Annotated in this window: 18 protein-coding genes and 2 tRNA genes; 8 read left to right on the top strand and 12 right to left on the bottom strand. The window is 65.7% G+C overall.

Annotated features, from left to right (window positions below; all coding sequences use genetic code 11):
* Nucleotides 1–23 precede the first annotated feature (23 nt).
* Nucleotides 24–1,430 carry a hemolysin family protein gene (locus AM590_RS06750; RefSeq protein ID WP_058826791.1) on the bottom strand — a complete coding sequence of 469 codons (1,407 nt, stop codon included), beginning with the start codon at nucleotides 1,428–1,430 and terminating at the stop codon, nucleotides 24–26.
* 235 nt (nucleotides 1,431–1,665) lie between these two features.
* On the opposite strand from AM590_RS06750, the gene AM590_RS06745 reads away from it, so the two are divergent.
* The 3 genes from AM590_RS06745 to AM590_RS06735 all read left to right on the top strand — a co-directional run bounded on the left by AM590_RS06745 (nucleotide 1,666) and on the right by AM590_RS06735 (nucleotide 3,146).
* The gene (locus AM590_RS06745) at nucleotides 1,666–1,929 is read left to right on the top strand and encodes a glutathione S-transferase N-terminal domain-containing protein (protein WP_004968989.1); all 264 of its coding nucleotides are present in this window, start codon (nucleotides 1,666–1,668) and stop codon (nucleotides 1,927–1,929) included.
* On the top strand, nucleotides 1,929–2,435 hold the full coding sequence (locus AM590_RS06740) for a redoxin domain-containing protein (RefSeq protein WP_058826790.1): 507 nt from the start codon (nucleotides 1,929–1,931) through the stop codon (nucleotides 2,433–2,435). The genes AM590_RS06745 and AM590_RS06740 overlap by 1 nt, the downstream gene beginning before the upstream one ends.
* A gap of 108 nt (nucleotides 2,436–2,543) precedes the next feature.
* Complete coding sequence (locus AM590_RS06735) at nucleotides 2,544–3,146, top strand: L-threonylcarbamoyladenylate synthase (protein WP_058826789.1); 603 nt, start codon at nucleotides 2,544–2,546, stop codon at nucleotides 3,144–3,146.
* Between the two features lie 82 nt (nucleotides 3,147–3,228).
* Here the strand turns inward: AM590_RS06735 and AM590_RS06730 are convergent, their stop codons facing one another.
* Entirely contained in the window at nucleotides 3,229–3,918 is a 690-nt protein-coding gene (locus AM590_RS06730) for a hypothetical protein (RefSeq protein WP_058826788.1), read from the bottom strand.
* Nucleotides 3,919–4,055: 137 nt separating this feature from the next.
* Here AM590_RS06730 and AM590_RS06725 point away from each other — a divergent pair, with 137 nt between their 5' ends.
* Together AM590_RS06725 and AM590_RS06720 are read left to right on the top strand one after the other, a co-directional pair.
* On the top strand, nucleotides 4,056–5,678 hold the full coding sequence (locus tag AM590_RS06725) for a spermidine synthase (RefSeq protein WP_058826787.1): 1,623 nt from the start codon (nucleotides 4,056–4,058) through the stop codon (nucleotides 5,676–5,678).
* A gap of 50 nt (nucleotides 5,679–5,728) precedes the next feature.
* Nucleotides 5,729–6,205 (top strand): hypothetical protein, encoded by a 477-nt coding sequence (locus AM590_RS06720; protein WP_058826786.1) that lies wholly within the window; start codon nucleotides 5,729–5,731, stop codon nucleotides 6,203–6,205.
* An 18-nt stretch (nucleotides 6,206–6,223) separates the two neighbouring features.
* On the opposite strand, the gene AM590_RS06715 is transcribed toward AM590_RS06720, so the two are convergent.
* From AM590_RS06715 to AM590_RS06695, 5 genes are all read right to left on the bottom strand, one after another.
* A complete protein-coding gene (locus tag AM590_RS06715) occupies nucleotides 6,224–6,415 on the bottom strand; it encodes a hypothetical protein (RefSeq protein WP_058826785.1) in 192 nt (63 codons plus the stop codon).
* A gap of 365 nt (nucleotides 6,416–6,780) precedes the next feature.
* Nucleotides 6,781–6,853, bottom strand: a tRNA-Pro gene (locus AM590_RS06710).
* A 49-nt stretch (nucleotides 6,854–6,902) separates the two neighbouring features.
* Complete coding sequence (locus AM590_RS06705; RefSeq protein WP_058826784.1) at nucleotides 6,903–8,759, bottom strand: SLC13 family permease; 1,857 nt, start codon at nucleotides 8,757–8,759, stop codon at nucleotides 6,903–6,905.
* 74 nt (nucleotides 8,760–8,833) lie between these two features.
* Nucleotides 8,834–10,888: a DEAD/DEAH box helicase gene (locus AM590_RS06700; protein ID WP_058826783.1), complete on the bottom strand. Its 2,055-nt coding sequence runs from the start codon at nucleotides 10,886–10,888 to the stop codon at nucleotides 8,834–8,836.
* 113 nt (nucleotides 10,889–11,001) lie between these two features.
* Entirely contained in the window at nucleotides 11,002–11,391 is a 390-nt protein-coding gene (locus AM590_RS06695; protein WP_058826782.1) for a cupin domain-containing protein, read from the bottom strand.
* A gap of 86 nt (nucleotides 11,392–11,477) precedes the next feature.
* Here AM590_RS06695 and AM590_RS06690 point away from each other — a divergent pair, with 86 nt between their 5' ends.
* Nucleotides 11,478–12,650 (top strand): M50 family metallopeptidase, encoded by a 1,173-nt coding sequence (locus AM590_RS06690; RefSeq protein WP_058826781.1) that lies wholly within the window; start codon nucleotides 11,478–11,480, stop codon nucleotides 12,648–12,650.
* A 24-nt stretch (nucleotides 12,651–12,674) separates the two neighbouring features.
* Here the strand turns inward: AM590_RS06690 and AM590_RS06685 are convergent, their stop codons facing one another.
* Nucleotides 12,675–13,445 carry a molybdopterin-binding protein gene (locus tag AM590_RS06685; protein WP_058826780.1) on the bottom strand — a complete coding sequence of 257 codons (771 nt, stop codon included), beginning with the start codon at nucleotides 13,443–13,445 and terminating at the stop codon, nucleotides 12,675–12,677.
* An 813-nt stretch (nucleotides 13,446–14,258) separates the two neighbouring features.
* Nucleotides 14,259–14,331: transfer RNA gene (locus AM590_RS06680), tRNA-His, on the bottom strand.
* A 150-nt stretch (nucleotides 14,332–14,481) separates the two neighbouring features.
* Between AM590_RS06680 and AM590_RS06675 the strand changes: the two genes are divergently transcribed.
* On the top strand, nucleotides 14,482–14,943 hold the full coding sequence (locus AM590_RS06675) for a DUF5814 domain-containing protein (RefSeq protein WP_058826779.1): 462 nt from the start codon (nucleotides 14,482–14,484) through the stop codon (nucleotides 14,941–14,943).
* A gap of 40 nt (nucleotides 14,944–14,983) precedes the next feature.
* Here AM590_RS06675 and AM590_RS06670 read toward each other — a convergent pair whose 3' ends face one another.
* The 3 genes from AM590_RS06670 to AM590_RS06660 form a co-directional block, all read right to left on the bottom strand.
* On the bottom strand, nucleotides 14,984–15,397 hold the full coding sequence (locus tag AM590_RS06670; RefSeq protein ID WP_004044633.1) for a ribbon-helix-helix protein, CopG family: 414 nt from the start codon (nucleotides 15,395–15,397) through the stop codon (nucleotides 14,984–14,986).
* A 188-nt stretch (nucleotides 15,398–15,585) separates the two neighbouring features.
* Complete coding sequence (locus tag AM590_RS06665; RefSeq protein WP_004973682.1) at nucleotides 15,586–16,176, bottom strand: RPA family protein; 591 nt, start codon at nucleotides 16,174–16,176, stop codon at nucleotides 15,586–15,588.
* Nucleotides 16,177–17,112 (bottom strand): replication factor A, encoded by a 936-nt coding sequence (locus AM590_RS06660; protein ID WP_058826778.1) that lies wholly within the window; start codon nucleotides 17,110–17,112, stop codon nucleotides 16,177–16,179.
* Between the two features lie 170 nt (nucleotides 17,113–17,282).
* On the opposite strand from AM590_RS06660, the gene AM590_RS06655 reads away from it, so the two are divergent.
* Nucleotides 17,283–17,564, top strand: coding sequence for a hypothetical protein (locus AM590_RS06655; protein WP_058568259.1), 282 nt, complete (start codon nucleotides 17,283–17,285; stop codon nucleotides 17,562–17,564).
* Nucleotides 17,565–17,567 lie beyond the last annotated feature (3 nt).

Raw genomic sequence — 17,567 nt, 5'->3', positions numbered from 1 at the left:
CGGGTTGGACCGGTCAGGGCCGGTCAGGTGTCGGGCTCGACTTCCGCTTCCTCGTCGCCGCCGTCCTCGTCGTCGCCGTTGCCGTCGGTCGCTTCGATGCCCGCGTTGGTCCGGATGCGCGCTTTCATGATGCGCGTGTTGTCGACCTGCTCGATGCGGATGACGATGTCGTTGTAGCTGATCTCCTCGCCTTCCTCGACGAGGCGGCCGGCGCGGTTGAAGATGAAGCCAGCGAGCGTCTCGAACTCCTCGCCCTCGGGGAGTTCGATGTCGAGCATCTCGTTGACCTCGTCGATGTTGACCTCACCGCGGACGAGGTAGGTGTTCTCGTCAACCGCCTCGAACGGCTCTTCTTCGTCGCCTTCGAGGATGTCGCCGACGATTTCCTCGACCATGTCTTCGAGGGTGATGAGCCCCTCCGTGGTCCCGAACTCGTCGATGACGACGACCATCTGCATCCGAGTGTCCTGCATCTCGGCCATGAGTTCGTCGACGTTCTTCGACTCGGGGACGTGGAGCGTCGGCGAGACGATGTCGGCGATGCCGACGCCGCGTTCGCCGTAGTACTTCTCGCGGACGAGGTTTCGGATGTTGACGATGCCGATGATGTTGTCGAGGTTACCGTCGTACACGGGGACCCGCTCGTGGTCGGCCTGCACGCACGTCTCGATGGCCTCGTCGATGGTCGCGTCCTTCGGGACGGCGGTCATGTCGAGGCGCGGGGTCATGACCTCCTTGGCGATCGTCGAATTGAACCGGAAGATGCGGTCGAGCATCTCGCGTTCTTCCTCCTCGATGACGCCCTCGCGCTCGCCCGTCTCGATAAGGTTCTGAATCTCGTCGCGGGTGACGTAGGTCGTTTCGATGGCGGTCTGACCGCCGGTGACCTTGTTGATGACGCGGGTCAGGTAGTCGAAGAAGACGACGAGCGGGAGCAACAGCAGCTCGGCGTACTTGAGGGGCCGCGCGATGCGGAGTGCCCACGACTCGGTGTTTTCGACCGCGTAGGATTTCGGCGCGCTCTCGCCGAACAGCAGGACGACTGCCGTAATCCCGAACGTCGCGATTGCGACCGCCTCTCCCTGTTGGAAACCGACGAAGACGAGCAGTCCGGTCGATATCGAGGACATCGCGATGTTCGCGATGTTGTTTCCAACCAGAATGGTCACGAGAAGCCGGTGCGGGTCGTCCTTGAGCGCTTTCACCCGCTCCGCGCCCGGCACACCGTCTTCGACCATCGAGTCGACGCGGTGTTTTGCGAGCGAGAACATCGCAATCTCGGACGAGGAGAAGAACGCCGAGAGGCCGATCAGGACGATGATTCCGATCACGCCGAGGACCGTTATCGTCGTGTCGTCCAGCGGAATGTTCGAGACCTGTGCGGCCGCGAGTGTCGTGGCTGGTGGTGACTGTAGCGGCGGCAAACCCATGTAACTACACTGTCTTGCGCGGGACCGGAATTAAGAGTTGCCCTCGAACCCCTCTCGGTCGGCGTCTCGTCCGCCCTCGTCGGCTCCGTTGGCGAACCGCGAGAACGCCGATTCGATGCCCCCGGCTCGGCGCGACACCGTCTAACTGGCCGAGGCGGTACGTCGCCGACCCGATCTTGCGGCGCGGATGCCCGCGAGCGAAGGGCTTAGGCGACGCTCTTCCCAACAGCCGTCCATGTCCGACGAGCAACCGGCGATTACGCTGTACCGACTGCAGGCGTGCCCGTACTGCGAGCGGGTCGTCCGCACGCTCGACGAGCAGGGCCTCGCCTACCAGTCGCGGTTCGTCGAGCCGATGCACTCCGACCGGAACGTCGTCAAGCGCGTCTCGGGCAAGCGCTCGGTTCCGGCCATCGTCGACGACAACACCGGCGTCACGATGTCCGAGTCGGCGAACATCGTCGAGTATCTCGAAAACACCTACGGGGAGGGAGCCTGATGGTCGACTTCGACGTCGTCGACCTCCCCGAGCACGACGCGCCGGAACCGGGCGACACCGCCCCGGACTTCACCCGTCCGCTCGTCAACGACGAATTCTGGGAGGACGCGTCTCTCTCGGACCTCACCGCCGACGGCCCCGTCCTCCTCGTGTTCCACACGATGGCAGGCGCGTTCCCGGCGACGTACGTCTGGAACGAACTCCGCGACCGCGGCGTCCCGGAGGACGTGCAGACGGTCGGCGTCTCCATCTCGTCGCCCTACGAGCACAAGTCGTTCCTCGAAGAACGCGGGGTAGACGCCCGCCTGTTCTCTGACCCCGCGGCCGGCGTCGCGGCCGACTACGACCTCGAACACGACCTCGACGGGATGGCCGGCGTCACCGAACACCGCCCCGCCGTGTTCCTCCTCGACGAGGTGCGAACGGTCCAGTACCGCTGGGTCGCCGACGAGTGGCCGGACTTCCCGGACTACGAGGAACTCGCGGACGCGCTCGCCGGCCTGTAGGCCACGCGCTCGATTCCCGTCGCGCCGTCCTGCGCTGTTCCACACCTCCGCCCCGCACGGAATCGCCGTTTCGTCACGCTTTTTCGCCCGTTGCGCGTCCGTTCGTCCATGAGCGACGACGACGTACAGCGTGCCGCCGCCGCCATTCGCCGCGGCGAGGCGGTCGTCTACCCGACCGAGACGGTCTATGGCATGGGCGCGGACGCGACGAACGCCGACGCGGTCGAACGCGTCTTCGATATCAAGGGCCGCGACCGAGACAAACCGCTCTCCGCCGGCTTTCCCGACGTGGACGCCGCGCTGGCGCACGTCGTCGCCGACGAGCGCGAGGAGGCGTTCATGCGCCGGTTCCTCCCCGGTCCGGTGACGGTCGTCGTGGAGCGACGCGACAGTCTGCCGGACGCACTCGTCGCCGGGAAAGAGCGCGTCGGCGTCCGCGTTCCCGACCACGAACTCGCCTTGGATCTCTTCCGCGCGGCCGGGACGCCCGTCACGGCAACCAGCGCCAACCGCTCCGGCACCGGGAGCATCACGCACCCCTCGCAGCTCTCCGACGAGATTCGGGACGCCGTCGCTGTGGTCCTCGACGGCGGGACGACGCCCGGCACCGAGAGCACCGTCGTCGACCCCGGTCGCGGCGTCGTCCACCGCCGCGGCGCGATGGCAGACGATATCGAGGCGTGGTTAGACGAACACGCCGCCGACGCGTAGCCCGACGGGCGTGCCAACGAGGCGACGCGTAGCAGGCGGCGTCGCCGCCTGCGGAGCCTAACCTCACCGGCCGAGCCCCATCTCACCGGCCGAGCAGCGACGACAGCGACCACGTTTTCACGCCACAACGCCCCCGGTAGGCGCACGACTCGCACTTCGAGGAGTCGCGGAGCCGCGACGGGACGAAATCGAGGTTGCGGGCGATGTGGAGCGCCCGCCGGTACGCCGCCTTGTTCCCGGTCGTGAGCCTGACCGTCCGGACGACGCCGACCGCCGGGTACTCGACCAGCGCCCGCGACACCGACGCCTCGCGCTCCCACGAAAGCGCCTTCGCCAGCGCGACGGCCCTGACGCGCTGGGGTTCCCAGACGCCGCGCTCGGGCGGTTCGCCCGGCGAGACGAGCGACGGAACCGGCGGTTGGTCGTCCTCGTCGCCGTCGTCGGGCGACCGCACGAGTTTGTGCGCGATGCCGCGGCAGTCTTTCCCCGAGAGGAGCACGTCACGGGCGACGGGGTCGGTGAGCGCGTCCCAGTCGTCGCGGTCGTGGAGGCGAGCGAGGTTCTCGCGGTACGCCGACGGCGACACCGAAATCGGTCGCGTCGCGAGTTCGTCGGCGGGGCCGTCGAGCAGGGCGGGATACTCGAAGGCGAGCGCGCGAGCGTCGCGAACCGCGGGCGGCGGCGCTCGGTCGTCGTCGCGGCGGGCGTAGTAGAGCTGTCGCGGACAGTACGCGGCGCGGGCGAGATCGGATGCGGCGACGAGGGAGGACACGGGACGGGCTGGCTCCGTTATCAGATAAGAAGGTTCGCGCGAGTGTGTCGCAGAGGCGGCGGGGTCGACCACCCCACGCGTCGTCCGGCTCGCCGCCGTGGGTGAATTAATACGGCCGCGCCCCTTGGCTTACTGACATGGCATCGACCTCCATCGGCTCGTGGTTCCGGATGACGCGTCCCGAACTCGCCGTGTTCGTCTCCGGGGTCACGAGCATGGGGTTGGAGATTCTCGCCGGTCGGATGGTCGCCCCCGAGTTCGGCAGCAGCATCTACACGTGGGGGAGCATTATCGGCGTCTTCCTCGCGGCGCTGAGCCTCGGTTACCACCGCGGCGGGCAGCGGGCCGCAGCGGCGTCGAACGGCGCGCTCGTCCGCGTCTTCATCGGCACCGCGGCCTACATCGCGGGCGTCATCCTCCTCGGCGACCTGTTCATCCAGTCGACGGCGAGCCTCCCGCTCCCGAGCCGATTCGCGTCGCTTCCGGCGATTACGCTCCTGTTCGGGCCGCCGACCTACTTCCTTGGCTTCATCAGCCCCTACGCGGCCGAACTCTCCGGGCGGTCCGACGTGGGCGCGGCGTCGGGCCACGTCTACGCCGTCGGCACCGTCGGCAGCATCATCGGCGCGTTCGCCACCACGTACTTCCTCATCCCCTCTCTGAGCGTCACCAACATCGGGCTCGTCTTCGGACTCATCTCGGTCGTGACGGCGCTCGCACTCGCCCGCCCCGACATCGGCCGCGACGAGGCGGTCTGGAGCGTCGGTATCGCCGCAGTCCTCGTCCTCGCGTCGCTGACCGGCGGCGTCGGTCTCGACTCCCGCGGAACGACGGTCTACCACACCCAGACCGCCTATCAGGAGCTCCGCGTCGCCGACGCGGGCGGAACGCGGACGCTCCACCTCGACGGACAGCCCCACAGCGCGATGGACCTCGACGACCCGACGCGACACGTCTTCGACTACACCTCGTACTTCCACGTCCCGTTTCTCCTCTCGGACGACATCGACCGGGTGCTGTTCGTCGGTGGCGGCGGGTTCACCGGCCCGCGCGTGTTCTTGGAGCAGTACCCGAACGTGACCGTCGACGTGGTCGAACTCGACCCGGAAGTCGTCTCCGTCGCCGAGGAGTACTTCGGCGTCGAGGAGTCGCCGCGGCTCAACGTCCACACGATGGACGGTCGGCAGTACCTCAGAGAGACGAACCGGACGTACGACCTCATCGTCCTCGACGCCTACCGGAAGGACAAGGTCCCGTTCCAGTTGACGACTCAGGAGTTCATGCAGCTCACGTCGGACCGCCTCGACGAGGACGGTGTCCTGTTCGCCAACATCATCTCTGCGCCGAGCGGCCCGGCCTCGCAGTTCTACCGCGCGGAGTACAAGACGATGCGGTCGGTCTACCCGCAGGTGTACAGCTTCCCCACCGCGGGGAGCGTCGCCGTCCAGAACATCGAGGTCGTGGCGACGAAAGACGAGACGCTCGTGACGGCCGAGGAGCTACAGGCGCGTAATCAGCGCCGCGACATCGGCATCGACCTCGCGGCCGAACTCACGTCCTACCGGAACGACGAACCCACCGACGACGTGCCGCTTCTCACTGACGACCGCGCGCCCGTCGATAGCCTCTTGGACCCGATGGTCGGCCAGCGATACGTCGTCCAGCGGACGAACGAGACGAACGAGAGCGAAGCAGACGCCGCCGCCTCCGCCGTCGATGCGCCTCCGGTCACCCCGTTTGTCACGGTGGTCCGCGCCTGACGACCCCGTCGTCCGGGTGTTTATTGTGACCCGAGACCCCCCGGTTTCGCATGGGAATGAGCGACACCGCGGTCGGGTCGGCGACCGGCGAACACGAACACACGAGTCGGTGGCCGCTTGTCACCACCGGTGGTGTCGCTGGACTGTACGCCGGTGCCGGCCTCTTTCTCGTGGGATCGCCCCTCGTGCCGACTGCAATTCCGCTCGTTCTCGTCGGCCTCGGCGTCAAACAGGACATCTTCCCCAGTCAGGAGCAAGTCGCACGCACTCGCGCGACCCAGACCGGTGAGTACGACCTCTACTGCGCCGAACTCTGTGGAACGGGACACAGCAGGATGCACGGGCAGGTCGTCGTGATGGCCCAATCGGAGTACGACTCGTGGGTCGACGCGAAGACCGCTTCGAGTGGCACTGCGACAGTCGAATCGGCGACGAACAACTCGACGGCATCGGCGGTGGCGAGGAATCCCTCCTCGACGCCGGCGTCGACGACGACCGACGCCGCGGTCCGTCCACCTACCGCGTAACGCTCGCGGGAGACCTGGCTATCCCGTTCTGTCGAGTGCCCTGCGGTACGCTCGCGGTCCCGCCACGGCGGCAGTTCCCAACACCATGAGCATCGCGCCGGTTTCGAGTCGCTGGCTGCTGGTGCTACCGGGCGCAATGAGACCCGTGATGAGCAGGACTCCCGCGAGGAACATGAGGCCGCCGAGAACGTCGAGTGGTTGAATTGACACCGTAATCGAGAGGATTCCCGCTCGCTGCAAAAATCTTCTCGCCGCCGTTCCGTGGGATCGGGTCGCCGACTGTTTGCGACGGAGTTTGCGTGTCTCTCGGACGCTTTGGATGCTTGACTGTCGCGCTCGCGTCGAAACACGTCGCTAGGTAAAACCGAGTTGAGACTCCTCTCTGTTGGGTTGGACGTAGCAGCAAAACGGGCCGATTTGTTCATGAACCCAATGGGACCACCCGACTGTTGAACCAAGCCGAGACCTCACTTCGTTCGGTCTCGTCGGGTTCAAATCCGTTTTTTGTCCATCCACCACGAACTCGGTGTGCTCGCACACGCTATGCGGTGCTCGGAGGTGAGTTCGCGTAGAAGTGGGACCGCCCGGATTTGAACCGGGGTCACGGGCACCCAAGGCCCGAAGTATACCAGGCTAACCCACGGTCCCGCATATACGTCTCTCCCCGTCGCGGAGTAAAGGGTTTCGTTCCGCCCCGTCAGGTCAGGGGGAAGAAGTACGCGACGCCGAGCGTCGTCACGACCCCGAGAAGCAACTGTAGCGGGCCGCCGACGCGGATGTAGTCCGTGAACTTGTAGCCGCCGGGGCCATAGACGAACAGATTCGTCTGGTAGCCGACGGGAGTCATGAAGGCTGTCGAGGCCGCGAACATGACCGCGAGGACGAACGAGAACGGGTCGGCCCCGAGCGTCGTCGCGGCCTCGATGGCGACCGGAATCATGAGCACGACGCTCGCGTTGTTCGAGATGACGTTCGTCAGGAGCGCCGTCACGAAGTAGAACACCCCGAGGACGGCGATAAGGGGGAGGAAATCACCGGTCATCACGACCAGTTCCGCGAGGAGTTCGGCGGCCCCGGAGTTCTCCATCGCGATGCCGAGCGGGATGACGCCCGCGAGGAGGAAGATGATGTCCCACTGAACGGCGTCGTACAACTCGGTCGGCCGGAGACACTTCGTGGCGACCATGGCGAGCGCGCCGAGGAGCGCGGCGACGACGATGGGCAGGAAGTTGAGCGCGGCGAGCGCGACAACGCCGGCGACGATGCCGACTGCGACGGGAATCTTCGACTCGCGGTAGTCGTGGCGCTCGATTTCCTGGGCGACGATGAAGTTGCGGTTGTTGTCGAGGCGCTCGATGCTCTCGACGGTCGCCTGCACGAGGAGCGTGTCGCCGACGCGGAGCGGGAGGTTGTCCATCCGCCGGCGGATGAGTTCGCCGCCGCGGCGGAGCGCGAGCACGGTCGCGTCGTACCGCTGTCTGAAACTCGCCGAGGCGAGCGACTCGCCGACCAGTGCCGACCCCGGTGCGACGACGACTTCGACGAGGTTCTGGCCGCGGTCGGCGAGTTCGAGTTCGTCTTCGGTGACGGTCGCCGGTACGAGGTCGAGTCCCTCTACGTCGAGCAGTTCGACGAGCGTGTTGCGGTCGGTCCGGAGGGTGAACACGTCGCCCGGCTGAATCTCCTTCGGGCCGAGCGGTTCGAGGAAGACGCTCTCGCCGCGGATCAGCTGGAGGAGGTCCACGTCGAACTCGGTTTCGACGAGCGCCCGCTGGACCTGTTGGCCGACGAGCGGGGAGTCCTCGCGGACGACGACCTCGGTCAGGTAGTCGGCCATCTCGAACTCCTCGGTGAGGTCGCGCCGGGGCTCGATTCGCGCCGGCGTGAGCCGCCGGCCGATTGTCATGAGGTAGACGACGCCGACGGCCATGACCACCGCGCCGAGCGCAGTGAACTCGAACATCGAGAAGGGCGCTTCGCCCGTGATGCGCGAGTAGACGTCGCTGGCGAGGATGTTGGTCGAGGTCCCGATGAGCGTCAGCATGCCGCCGAACATCGAGGCGTACGACAGCGGTAAGAGGAGCTTCGAGGGTGAGGTCTGCCCGCGCTCGGCGAGATCGGTCACCATCGGCAGCAGGATGGCGACCGCGGCGGTGTTGTTGATAAAGCCGGAGATGGGGCCGACGACGCCGACGGTCGCGCCGAGTTGCCGGAGTTCGCTATCGCCGGTGAACGTCGATATCTTCGCGCCTAGAAGCTGGATGATACCGGTTCGCTGGACGCCCTCGCTGAGGATGAACATCGCGAGGACGGTCAGCGTCGCCGTGTTGGCGAACCCTGAGAGGGCGTCGCCGGGGTAAGAGTCGAAGAGAACGATAGGTGCGCCGAGCATCCCCGCCGAGGCGAGCGCCTCCGAGGCGGGTTGAATCAGCATCAACGACACCATCACGCCGATTGCCGTCACGTCGACCGGCACGGGCTCGGTCGCGAAGAACGCCAACGCGACGAGGATGACGGCGAAGACGACGAGGATATCCGGCGTTATCGCTACCACGCGGTCATCGACGCGTCGGCGGCCAAAAAGCGTGCGGGATTCGGAATATCAGCCTCGGCCGAGCGTGTCGGTCGCTACCGGCCTTCCTCGTCGAGTTCGAGGTCGGCGACGATTTCGTACGGTGACGACCCCTTTCGGATGCCGTCGAGGATGGCGAACGCCTCTCTCGGCGAGAGGAACTGCCGCGTCACGGCGAGCCCGAGCGGGGTCGGGTCGAGGCCGTCGATGAAGCCCCACTCCAGAAGCTTGCCCACTGCGTGGGTCGTCGGCACCTCGCCGAGCATCCGGTTGTTGAGCGCCTTCGCTTTCTTGCCGGCGACGACGATGTTCGCCAGCGTCTCTTCGACCGCCGAGGACTGGTCGTACTCCGTGCGAACCTCTTCCATCTCGCCTTTGAGGAGCTTGAACGCGACCTCGTCTTCGGTCATCTCCATCGTGTTGTGATAGCTGGCGTCGGGTTCGACGAGCAGGTAGACGACGCCCTTGTCGTGGTAGTCGGGGCGGCCGGCGCGGCCGAGCATCTGGCTGAACTCCTGGACGGAGAGCCACTCGATGCCCATCGCCAGCGTGTCGAAGATGACCTGTGACGCCGGGAAGTCGACGCCGGCGGCGAGCGCGGCGGTCGTCACGACGGCCGCGAGGTCCTGATTGGCGAACTGTCGTTCGACGCGCTTTCGCTGGCCGTAGTCCAGGCCGGCGTGGTACGCCGCGGCGTTGTAGTCTATCTTCCGGGAGATCTCGTGACACCGCCGCCGCGAGTTGGTGAAGATGATGGTCTGGCCGCGGTAGCCCTTCGAGGACTTCGAGTCGAACGCCTGCCGCACGAGGCGGTTTTCGATGCGCGGCTTCTCTTGGCCGTCGGCGAAGGTCACGTGGCGCTCGATGGGGACGGGGCGGTCCTCGTACTCGACGAGATTGGCCCGGAGGTTCTGGGCGAGCCACTTCGGGTTCCCGACGGTCGCAGAGAGGTAAATCCACTGCGCGCCGCCGTAGCTCTCGCGGCGCTTCGCGCGGGCCTCGCAGTAGTGTTTCAGGCGGGCTATCATCCCGTCGAGGCGGTGGCCGCGCTCTTCTTCTTTCAGGGTGTGGACCTCGTCGATGACGACCGTGCCGATGTCGCCGAGGTCCTTGCCCGTCCGGAGCGCGTGGTCGATGCCCTCGTAGGTGCCGACGATGACGTCGGCGTTCGGGTCGAAGCGGTTGCCGTCGTCGTTGATTCGGCTCGCGCCGACGCGGATGGTCACCTTGCCGAGGTGGCTGTAGCGCTCCTTGAAGTCCTCGTGCTTCTGGTTCGCGAGCGCGACCAGCGGGACGAGAAACAGCATCTTCCCGTCGTCGTTCAGCATTCGGTTGATACCGGCGAGTTCGCCGACGAGCGTCTTCCCGGTCGCCGTCGCGCTCACGACGAGTTGGTCGTCGCCGTCGAGCAGTCCGTTGTCGATGGCGAGGCTCTGGACGGGGAGCAGGGTGTCGAAGCGCTCGGTCAGCATCGACTTCAGGTTCGGGTGGAGGTCGAGCGTCTCCGTTTCGACCAGCTCCACGTCCTCGGTCGTCGCACTGATGGTGTCGAATTTCGTCAGGTCGGGGTCCAACTCGCCCTGCAGCAAGTTCGTGATGCGGGTCAGGTCGCCCGTCTCGTAGAGGAGTTCCTCCAGGCGCTCTTGGGCCGCCTGCGTGAGCCCGCCCGCGAAGGAGAGTTCACCCTCCAGTTCTTGGACGGCGCAGTCGCGACAGATGTGCTCGTGTTCGGCCTTGATGGCCGTGTCGTCGGTGATGGGCGAGTACCGACCGTTGACGGCGCAGCGGCGGCAGGTCCGAACCGTCAGCGCCTCCAACTGGTAGCCGTCGAGCATCTCTTTCAGCTCGTCGCGGCCGGCTTTCGGCGTCTGTTGTGAGATGCGGATACGGGCGGCTGACCGGGCGAGCTCGACGAACTGACTCGGGTCGCGCGGCGAGTCGTTTCCCTTTCGAGTCACCAGAAAGCGCAGGGGACGAGGCCCCGCGTTCGTCTCTTTGAGTTCGAGCTTGCCGCGGAGCACCCGCTTTCCGTCCCGGCGGGCGACGACGAGGTAGTCGTCTCCCGTCTGGTGGAGAAACAGCGTGTCGACGCGGGTGACCTGTTTAGACACGGTGCCTGCTACGGCGACGTGGTATTTCAGCGATTCGCCTGCGAACGCTCTCGACAGCGACCCGCATGCGGCTCCGCACCTCGACCGCTACGGCCACCGCCCCTTGACCACGCTCAGGCGTCGGCGTCGTCGGCGAGTTCGATGGCGTCGTCGCCGTTGGGGACCGCACAGAGGAACGACCCCTCCTCGTCGGACTCGTTTCGGTACCAGTGGACGACGCCGGCGGGAATCAAAAGCGAGTCGCCGGCTTCGACCTCGTACTCTTCGTCGCCGATGCCGACGACGTACCGACCCGAGAGGACGTACTGCTCGTGTTCGACCTCGTTGGTGTGTTTCGGCACCGACGCGTCGGGGTCGAGGACGAACCGCCGGATGGCAAAGTTCGGCGCGCCGTCGGCCTCGGAGACGAGGACGCCCTTCGACATCCCGTCGGCCGCGCCGACCCGCTCGTACTCGATGTCCGCGCTCCGCTTGACCACCGGCTCCGGTCGGGAATCGCTCATGACTCCCCGTCGATTGCCCGCCCGCGTAAGCATTTCCCCGTCTCTCCGCCCTGACTGCTTAAGGCCCCTCCGGGGTTACTACGGGTATGCGAGGAATCCGCATCGGTAGCGCCTTCGGCATCCCGATAAAGTTGGATCTCACGTTCCTCATTGTTCTCCCGCTTTTCGCGTGGCTCATCGGCTCGGACGTGGCGAATCTCGCGCTCGTCGTCAACGACCTCTTCGGCGCGAACATCGACGGCGCGGCCATCTCCGCGGGGTCGATGCAGTGGGTGCTCGGGAGCGCGGCCGCCATCGGCCTGTTCGCGGGCGTCCTGCTCCACGAGTTCGGCCACTCGCTCGTCGCCATGCGCTACGGCTACGAAATCGAGTCCATCACGCTCTGGCTCTTCGGTGGCGTCGCCCGGTTCAAGGAGATACCCGAGGACTGGAAACAGGAGTTCACCATCGCCGTCGCCGGCCCGCTCGTCTCGGTCGCCATCGGCGTCGTCTCCTACGCCGGCTTCCTCCTGCTCCCTGAGTCGCAGGCCCCCGCGCAGTTCGTCCTCGGCTACCTCGCGCTGGTGAACGTCTCGCTCGCCGTGTTCAACATGCTCCCCGGCTTCCCGATGGACGGCGGGCGTGTCCTCCGGGCGCTTCTCGCGCGCAACCGTCCGCACGCGAAAGCGACCCAGATGGCCGCCGAGGTCGGCAAGGTGTTCGCGTTCCTGCTCGGCCTGTTCGGCCTCTTCTTCAACCTGTTTCTCGTCGCGCTCGCCTTCTTCATCTACATGGGCGCGTCCGGCGAGGCCCAACAGACGGTCCTCAAGGCGACGTTCCAGGACGTGATCGTCCGCGACATCATGACCGGCCGCGAGGACCTCGACGTGGTCGACGAGCGGACCTCCGTCGCGGAGCTTCTCGAACGCATGTTCGTCGAACGCCACACGGGCTACCCGGTCCTCAGAAACGGCAACCTCGTCGGTATGGTCACTCTCGACGACGCCCGCGGCGTCAAAGAGGTCGAACGCGACGCCTTCCGCGTGGACGACATCATGAGCGACGAACTGGCGACCATTACCCCCGATGCCGACGCGATGGACGCCATCGCGCTCATGCAGGAACGCGGCGTGGGCCGCCTCCCGGTCGTCGACGAGGCGGGCGAACTCGTCGGGCTCGTCTCCCGGTCGGACCTCGTCACCGCCTTCAACATCATCCGCAGTCGCGGGTCGCTCGACGCCATGCCCCGCTCCGACGCCGGCCTCGCCCAACTCCGCTGACCGGCCAGCCGCCCGCTGGCTCGGTTACTCGCCGTCCGTTTTCTCTCCGCGCGCCGCCATCACGGCCGCCTCGCTCTCGTAGAGGTCGACCGCCGCGTTCGCCCGGAACCACGCCATCGCCTCGTCGAGCACCGCCGGGTCGCCGCCGGTGAGTTTGATTCGCGTCGGCCCGCCGCTGTTGGGGTAGCTCCCGACGCCGACGCCGAACCGCTCGGCGACCTCCCCGAGTTCGCGGGCGACGGCCCCTTCCGGTGCGTCGGCGTAGCACTCCCGTGACTGCGCATCGCCCGCGAACCGCTCGGCGATGCCCTCGAACATCGGCTTCATCTCCGTGGGGATACCCGGCAGGACGTAGACGTTCCCCGCCCGACAGCCGGGTGCGAGGCCCTCTTCGTTCGGGAGTACCTCGGCGTCGGCGGGCATCGAGGCGTACCACTCCGGTTCGAGGTCGAAGTCGATGTCGGGTCGGCGTTCGAGAATCGCCGCGATGGTCGCTTCGACCTGCGTTTCGGCCTCGTCGTTGACGACGAACGCCCTGTCGAGACCGGCGGCGACGGCCTCCATCGTGATGTCGTCCGGCGTCCCCCCGAGGCCGCCGGTGACGAGCACGGCGTCGAAGGCGGCCGCCCAGTCGGCGACCGTCTCCGCGATGACCTCGTGGTCGTCGGGGACCGTCTGAATCCGCGCCACCGTCGCCCCGCCCTCGGTGAGCCGTCTGGCTAACCACGTCGCGTTCGTGTTCTCGATGTCCCCCGCGAGCAGTTCGTTGCCGACGGTGACGATGGCGACCTGCATGGCCGGGTCGTAGGACGCCCGATAGAAAGACGTGCTCGTTTCCGGTGTTCCCATCGGGTTGTCGGCGACGGCCCCGCTATCGACGGTTCGAGACGGCTCTCGCTCGGCGTTCGAGCGCCGAAAAACGAGGTGGACCGACGGCGATACTGCGGAGCGACGGTCACCCCGTCGGAACTGTTGGGCCGACGGGTGCTTCGTTGTCCTCCGGGTCGCCGCGGTTGAGTATCGCGTCGCGGATGCGGTCGAACACCGAGTTGTCCGCGCGGAGTTGGGTACTCATCCCACGTTGAATGTTGTTCAATGACATACTTGGTTCTGGTGGGCGTGTCGTCAGTTCAGGTGCGAGAATTGAACGGCGTGAGGCTCCGCCTCACGTACTCACGCTCGTTTCACTCGCGTGAACCTCGGTCGCTCTGCTCACTTCGTTCGCATCGCTCCCTGATTCAATCTCGCAGCCACACCTCACAGTACAGTTCGAGAATGGGTTCGCGCACGCTACGCGGCGCTCACCGGTCGAAATGTAAAGAAGAGGTCCAGGTGCGAGAATTGAACCCCGGTCGCTCACTTCGTTCGCTCCCCGATTCAATTCTCTCGGTTCGACGTCGCACATTCTCGTGAGTTCTCGCGGTGCTCGCTGACGCGAGCACACGCTCGAAAGAGTGAGAATGTGAAGAAGGTCCAGGTGCGAGAATTGAACCTCGGTCGCAACAAGTTGCTCCCTGGCTCAATTCTCGCAGTCGTCCCTCACAGTACATTTCGAGAATGGGTTCGCGCACGCTACGCGGCGCTCACCGGTCGAAATGTAAAGAAGAGGTCCAGGTGCGAGAATTGAACCCGCGTCTCAGCCTCCACAAGGCTGAAGGATAGTCCACTACCCCAACCCGGACACGCTGCAATCCTTCCTAATCCGCTACGACTAAAATACGTTACGCTACGGTCCCGGAATGACAGTACGTAACAGAGCTCACCCGCGTCGCCGACGCTGCGTCGGCGAGCGGGACGCTTTTGCCGCGGAGGCCCGAAGTCACGGGTAGCAGTGGCTATCACCGACAAGATTTATCTCAAAAACCACCGCCAAATCGTCTCGCAACTGGATACGAACATCCCCAAGCGCGTCTTCAGTGGTGCGACCCTCGAAATCCTCTACTCCGGCGAGGGGCTCGCCAAGGTTGACGACGCCACCCGAGACCGCCTGCTCGACTTCGCGCAGGACTTCCTCGACTGCGAAAATTCGGACGACATCTACACCGGCTACCCCGAGCGCCAGTTCATCGAGTACCTGCTCGAACTCCGCGCGCAGGGCCTCGGCCCCGACGCCATCGTGGACGTGATGAGCGACGACTACATGGTGTACGCCTACCCCGGAGACGTGCTCTCGTTTCTCGACGACGCGGTCCGGACGCTCGAATCGGTCGAGGCGCTCGCGGACGTGGAAGGAAACAGAGAGATGCAGGACGACGCGCGGCGGGCGAAGCAGGACCTCGTCGGTCCTCGCTGAATATCGGTGAGCGTGGACGCCACAGAGGACAGTACAGCGCTTAGCCGAGGCGGAACGACGGCTCGTCGCCCGTGTCGAGGTCTTCCAGTTGGATGACCTCTTCGACGTCGTCGTGGTCGTTTTCGACCTGCTCGCGCAGGTAGTTCACGTAGCCCTTGTGCTCTTCGAGCTGTTCGCGGAGGTGTTCGGCCTCCAGTTCGAGGCGCTCGTGCTCGCGGATGAAGCTCTTGGGAACCTCCACGGTCGGGGGGAACGACTCGTCTTCCCCCTCGCGCAGCTTTTCGAGTTCGTGTTTGGGGACGACCTGCACCTGACCGTCGTGGGCAACTAACGTGTCCACGTAGTCGCGGAAGACGGCGGACAGGGAGATGTCCCGCTCCTCGGCGATCTCCCGAAGGGTCTCGAACGCGTCCTCGTTGACGCGAAACGAGATGGTCTTGTTCTTGTTGCCCATGATATTCGTCGGTCCGTGGTGAGGCCACTTAATGGTTCGTCAGACGAGGGGTCGCGGGCGTCGTGATTCGTCAAAAAAGGGGCGTATGACGGTGGAAATCGGCCGTCAGTCGGCGTTTGATACGTTTGGTGGGTTCGTCGACCGGTGCGCGCCCCGCTGACGCGTCTGGTCGCGGGCGAGACGCTCGCTTACGCGCTCAGTTCGTCGGCCTGTTCGAGGCTTTCGAGCGCGGCGATGGCGGCGCGTTTGTACTCCTCGGGGTCGAGGTCGTAGTGCTCGCGGGCCATCCGCGCGTACTCGTTGCCCTCGTCGTCGAACGCCGCGATGCGGTCGAGCGTCTTGTCCGCGGTCTCGGTCACCCAGCGGTCGCGCGTGGCCGCGTCGACCTCGGTGATGGACTCGGGGCGGACGGAGACGTTGATGCTGCCGTCGTCGGTCTCGTAGGTCCGCGGCTTGCCGACGACCGCGACGTAGGCGGGCGCGTCGAGGTCGCGCAGCGCGCTGGCAGCCTCGGGCTGATACTGGCCGGCGTAGACGAAGAACGTCCCCGTCGGGTCGACGATGCGACCGCGCCAGTACTCGTTGTCCTCGCCGACGTCTTCCTTCTCGGTCAGCGTGCCGACGAGGAAGACGCGGTTCGCGCTCTCTCCCGTCGGGAGCAGCAGGTAGACGGGCGCGCGCTCGTCGTCGGACTCTTTGAACGTGTAACCGGCGTCGTTGAACTCCTGTGCGAAGACGCGCCGGGCGACCTCTCGGGTGGGGATTTCGTTGGAACTCATTTACATCGACCTCGCTTTGATGAGCAGTTCTTCTGCGTCCGCCGGCTCGCTCAGCCGCTCGACTTCGTTGGCGAGCACGTACCGACCCAGCGTCGGACCGGTGACGCGGTAGTAGAACCCCACGAGGTCACCGCGCATCTCCTCTTCGACGATGGTGGTGTCGAGGGCGTCCATGGCCATCTGCTTCGCCTCGTCCAGTTCGATACCGGTCAGCTCCTCCGTCATCTCGCGGTTGAAGATGACTTCGTGGACCTCCTCGCCGTCGTCGACGACGGCCTTGATGCGGAGGTCGAACTCGCCTTCGACGCTGCCGTGTTCGGAACAGCGCCCGTTCTGGAGGACGCGCGTACAGCCCTCCTCGGGACAGCGCTTGATGAGGCCGCTCCCGGACTGGATGTCCACGAGCGCGCCCTCGACGCTGGTCGAGTCGTCGCCGACTTCGATCTCTTCGTCGAGTTCGGTGATGCTCGTCGTCCGGTTGAGCTTCACGGAGAAGTTGCCCTGGTACTCGTCTGTGACGACGTTGCCGAGCGCGTACGACTTCCCCTCTTCGAGTTCGGGGAGTTCGGACGTGGTGAAGGCGATGAACTTCATCCGCCCGGAGTCGTCGCCGAGCAGGCCGACCTGCGCGACGGACTCGCTCCGGGGTTCCCAGAGTTCGACGACCTTCGCGCGCACGTCGACCCACTGCTCGTCTTGGTCGATGTCGTTGAGCAGGGTCTGTTCGTTCCCGCCGGAGCCGCCGGCGAGCTCGTCGCGCTCGATGCCGGCCTCGTCGAGGTAACTGTTGACGACGCTCCGCCGCGCTTCGTCGACGGGGACACGGTACTCGCTGACGAGGCTCTCTAATCGTTCTTCGACTTCGTCCGCGGACACGTCTAGGTGGTCCGAGAACTGGTCGGCTATCTCAGCCGCGTGGGTTCGCAAATCAGTCATGGTCTACCTCGCCTCCACCTTGGTTTCCATTGGGAGGCATACTGAGCTTGGATGCGTACTCATATAAAAAGTTGCAAACGGCGCAGTGAAAGTGAACGTCACGCCGGAGAGCGCGTCAGAACCGTCGCACCGAGCGAGGAATTGATAGCCTCGGAGACGCATTCGACAGCATGGACGACCGCCTCGAAAGCATCATTCGCAGCGCCGCTCGAAACGCCGGCAAGCGCTACGAGGAGGCCAAACGCGCCTATCGAGACGGTCGCGACTCGTCTCCGGCGCACTCCCTCCCGCGGGACGGTGAGGGCCGCGCCAAAATCGTCTGTCGCCGCCACGCCGAGCGCCGCGCCGTCGCCGTCGACGGGAAGGGCCGCCCCGCCTGCTTCGACCCCGACCACCCCGACTGTCAGGGCTGTGTCGAGGACATCCGCGAAGGGATGGTCGAGACGTGGTAGGCG

The organism is Haloferax sp. Q22 (genome assembly GCF_001482285.1).
Taxonomy (GTDB): domain Archaea; phylum Halobacteriota; class Halobacteria; order Halobacteriales; family Haloferacaceae; genus Haloferax.
The sequence above is the reverse complement of the archived record's forward strand: the minus strand, read 5'-3'. Positions and strand labels throughout refer to the sequence as shown.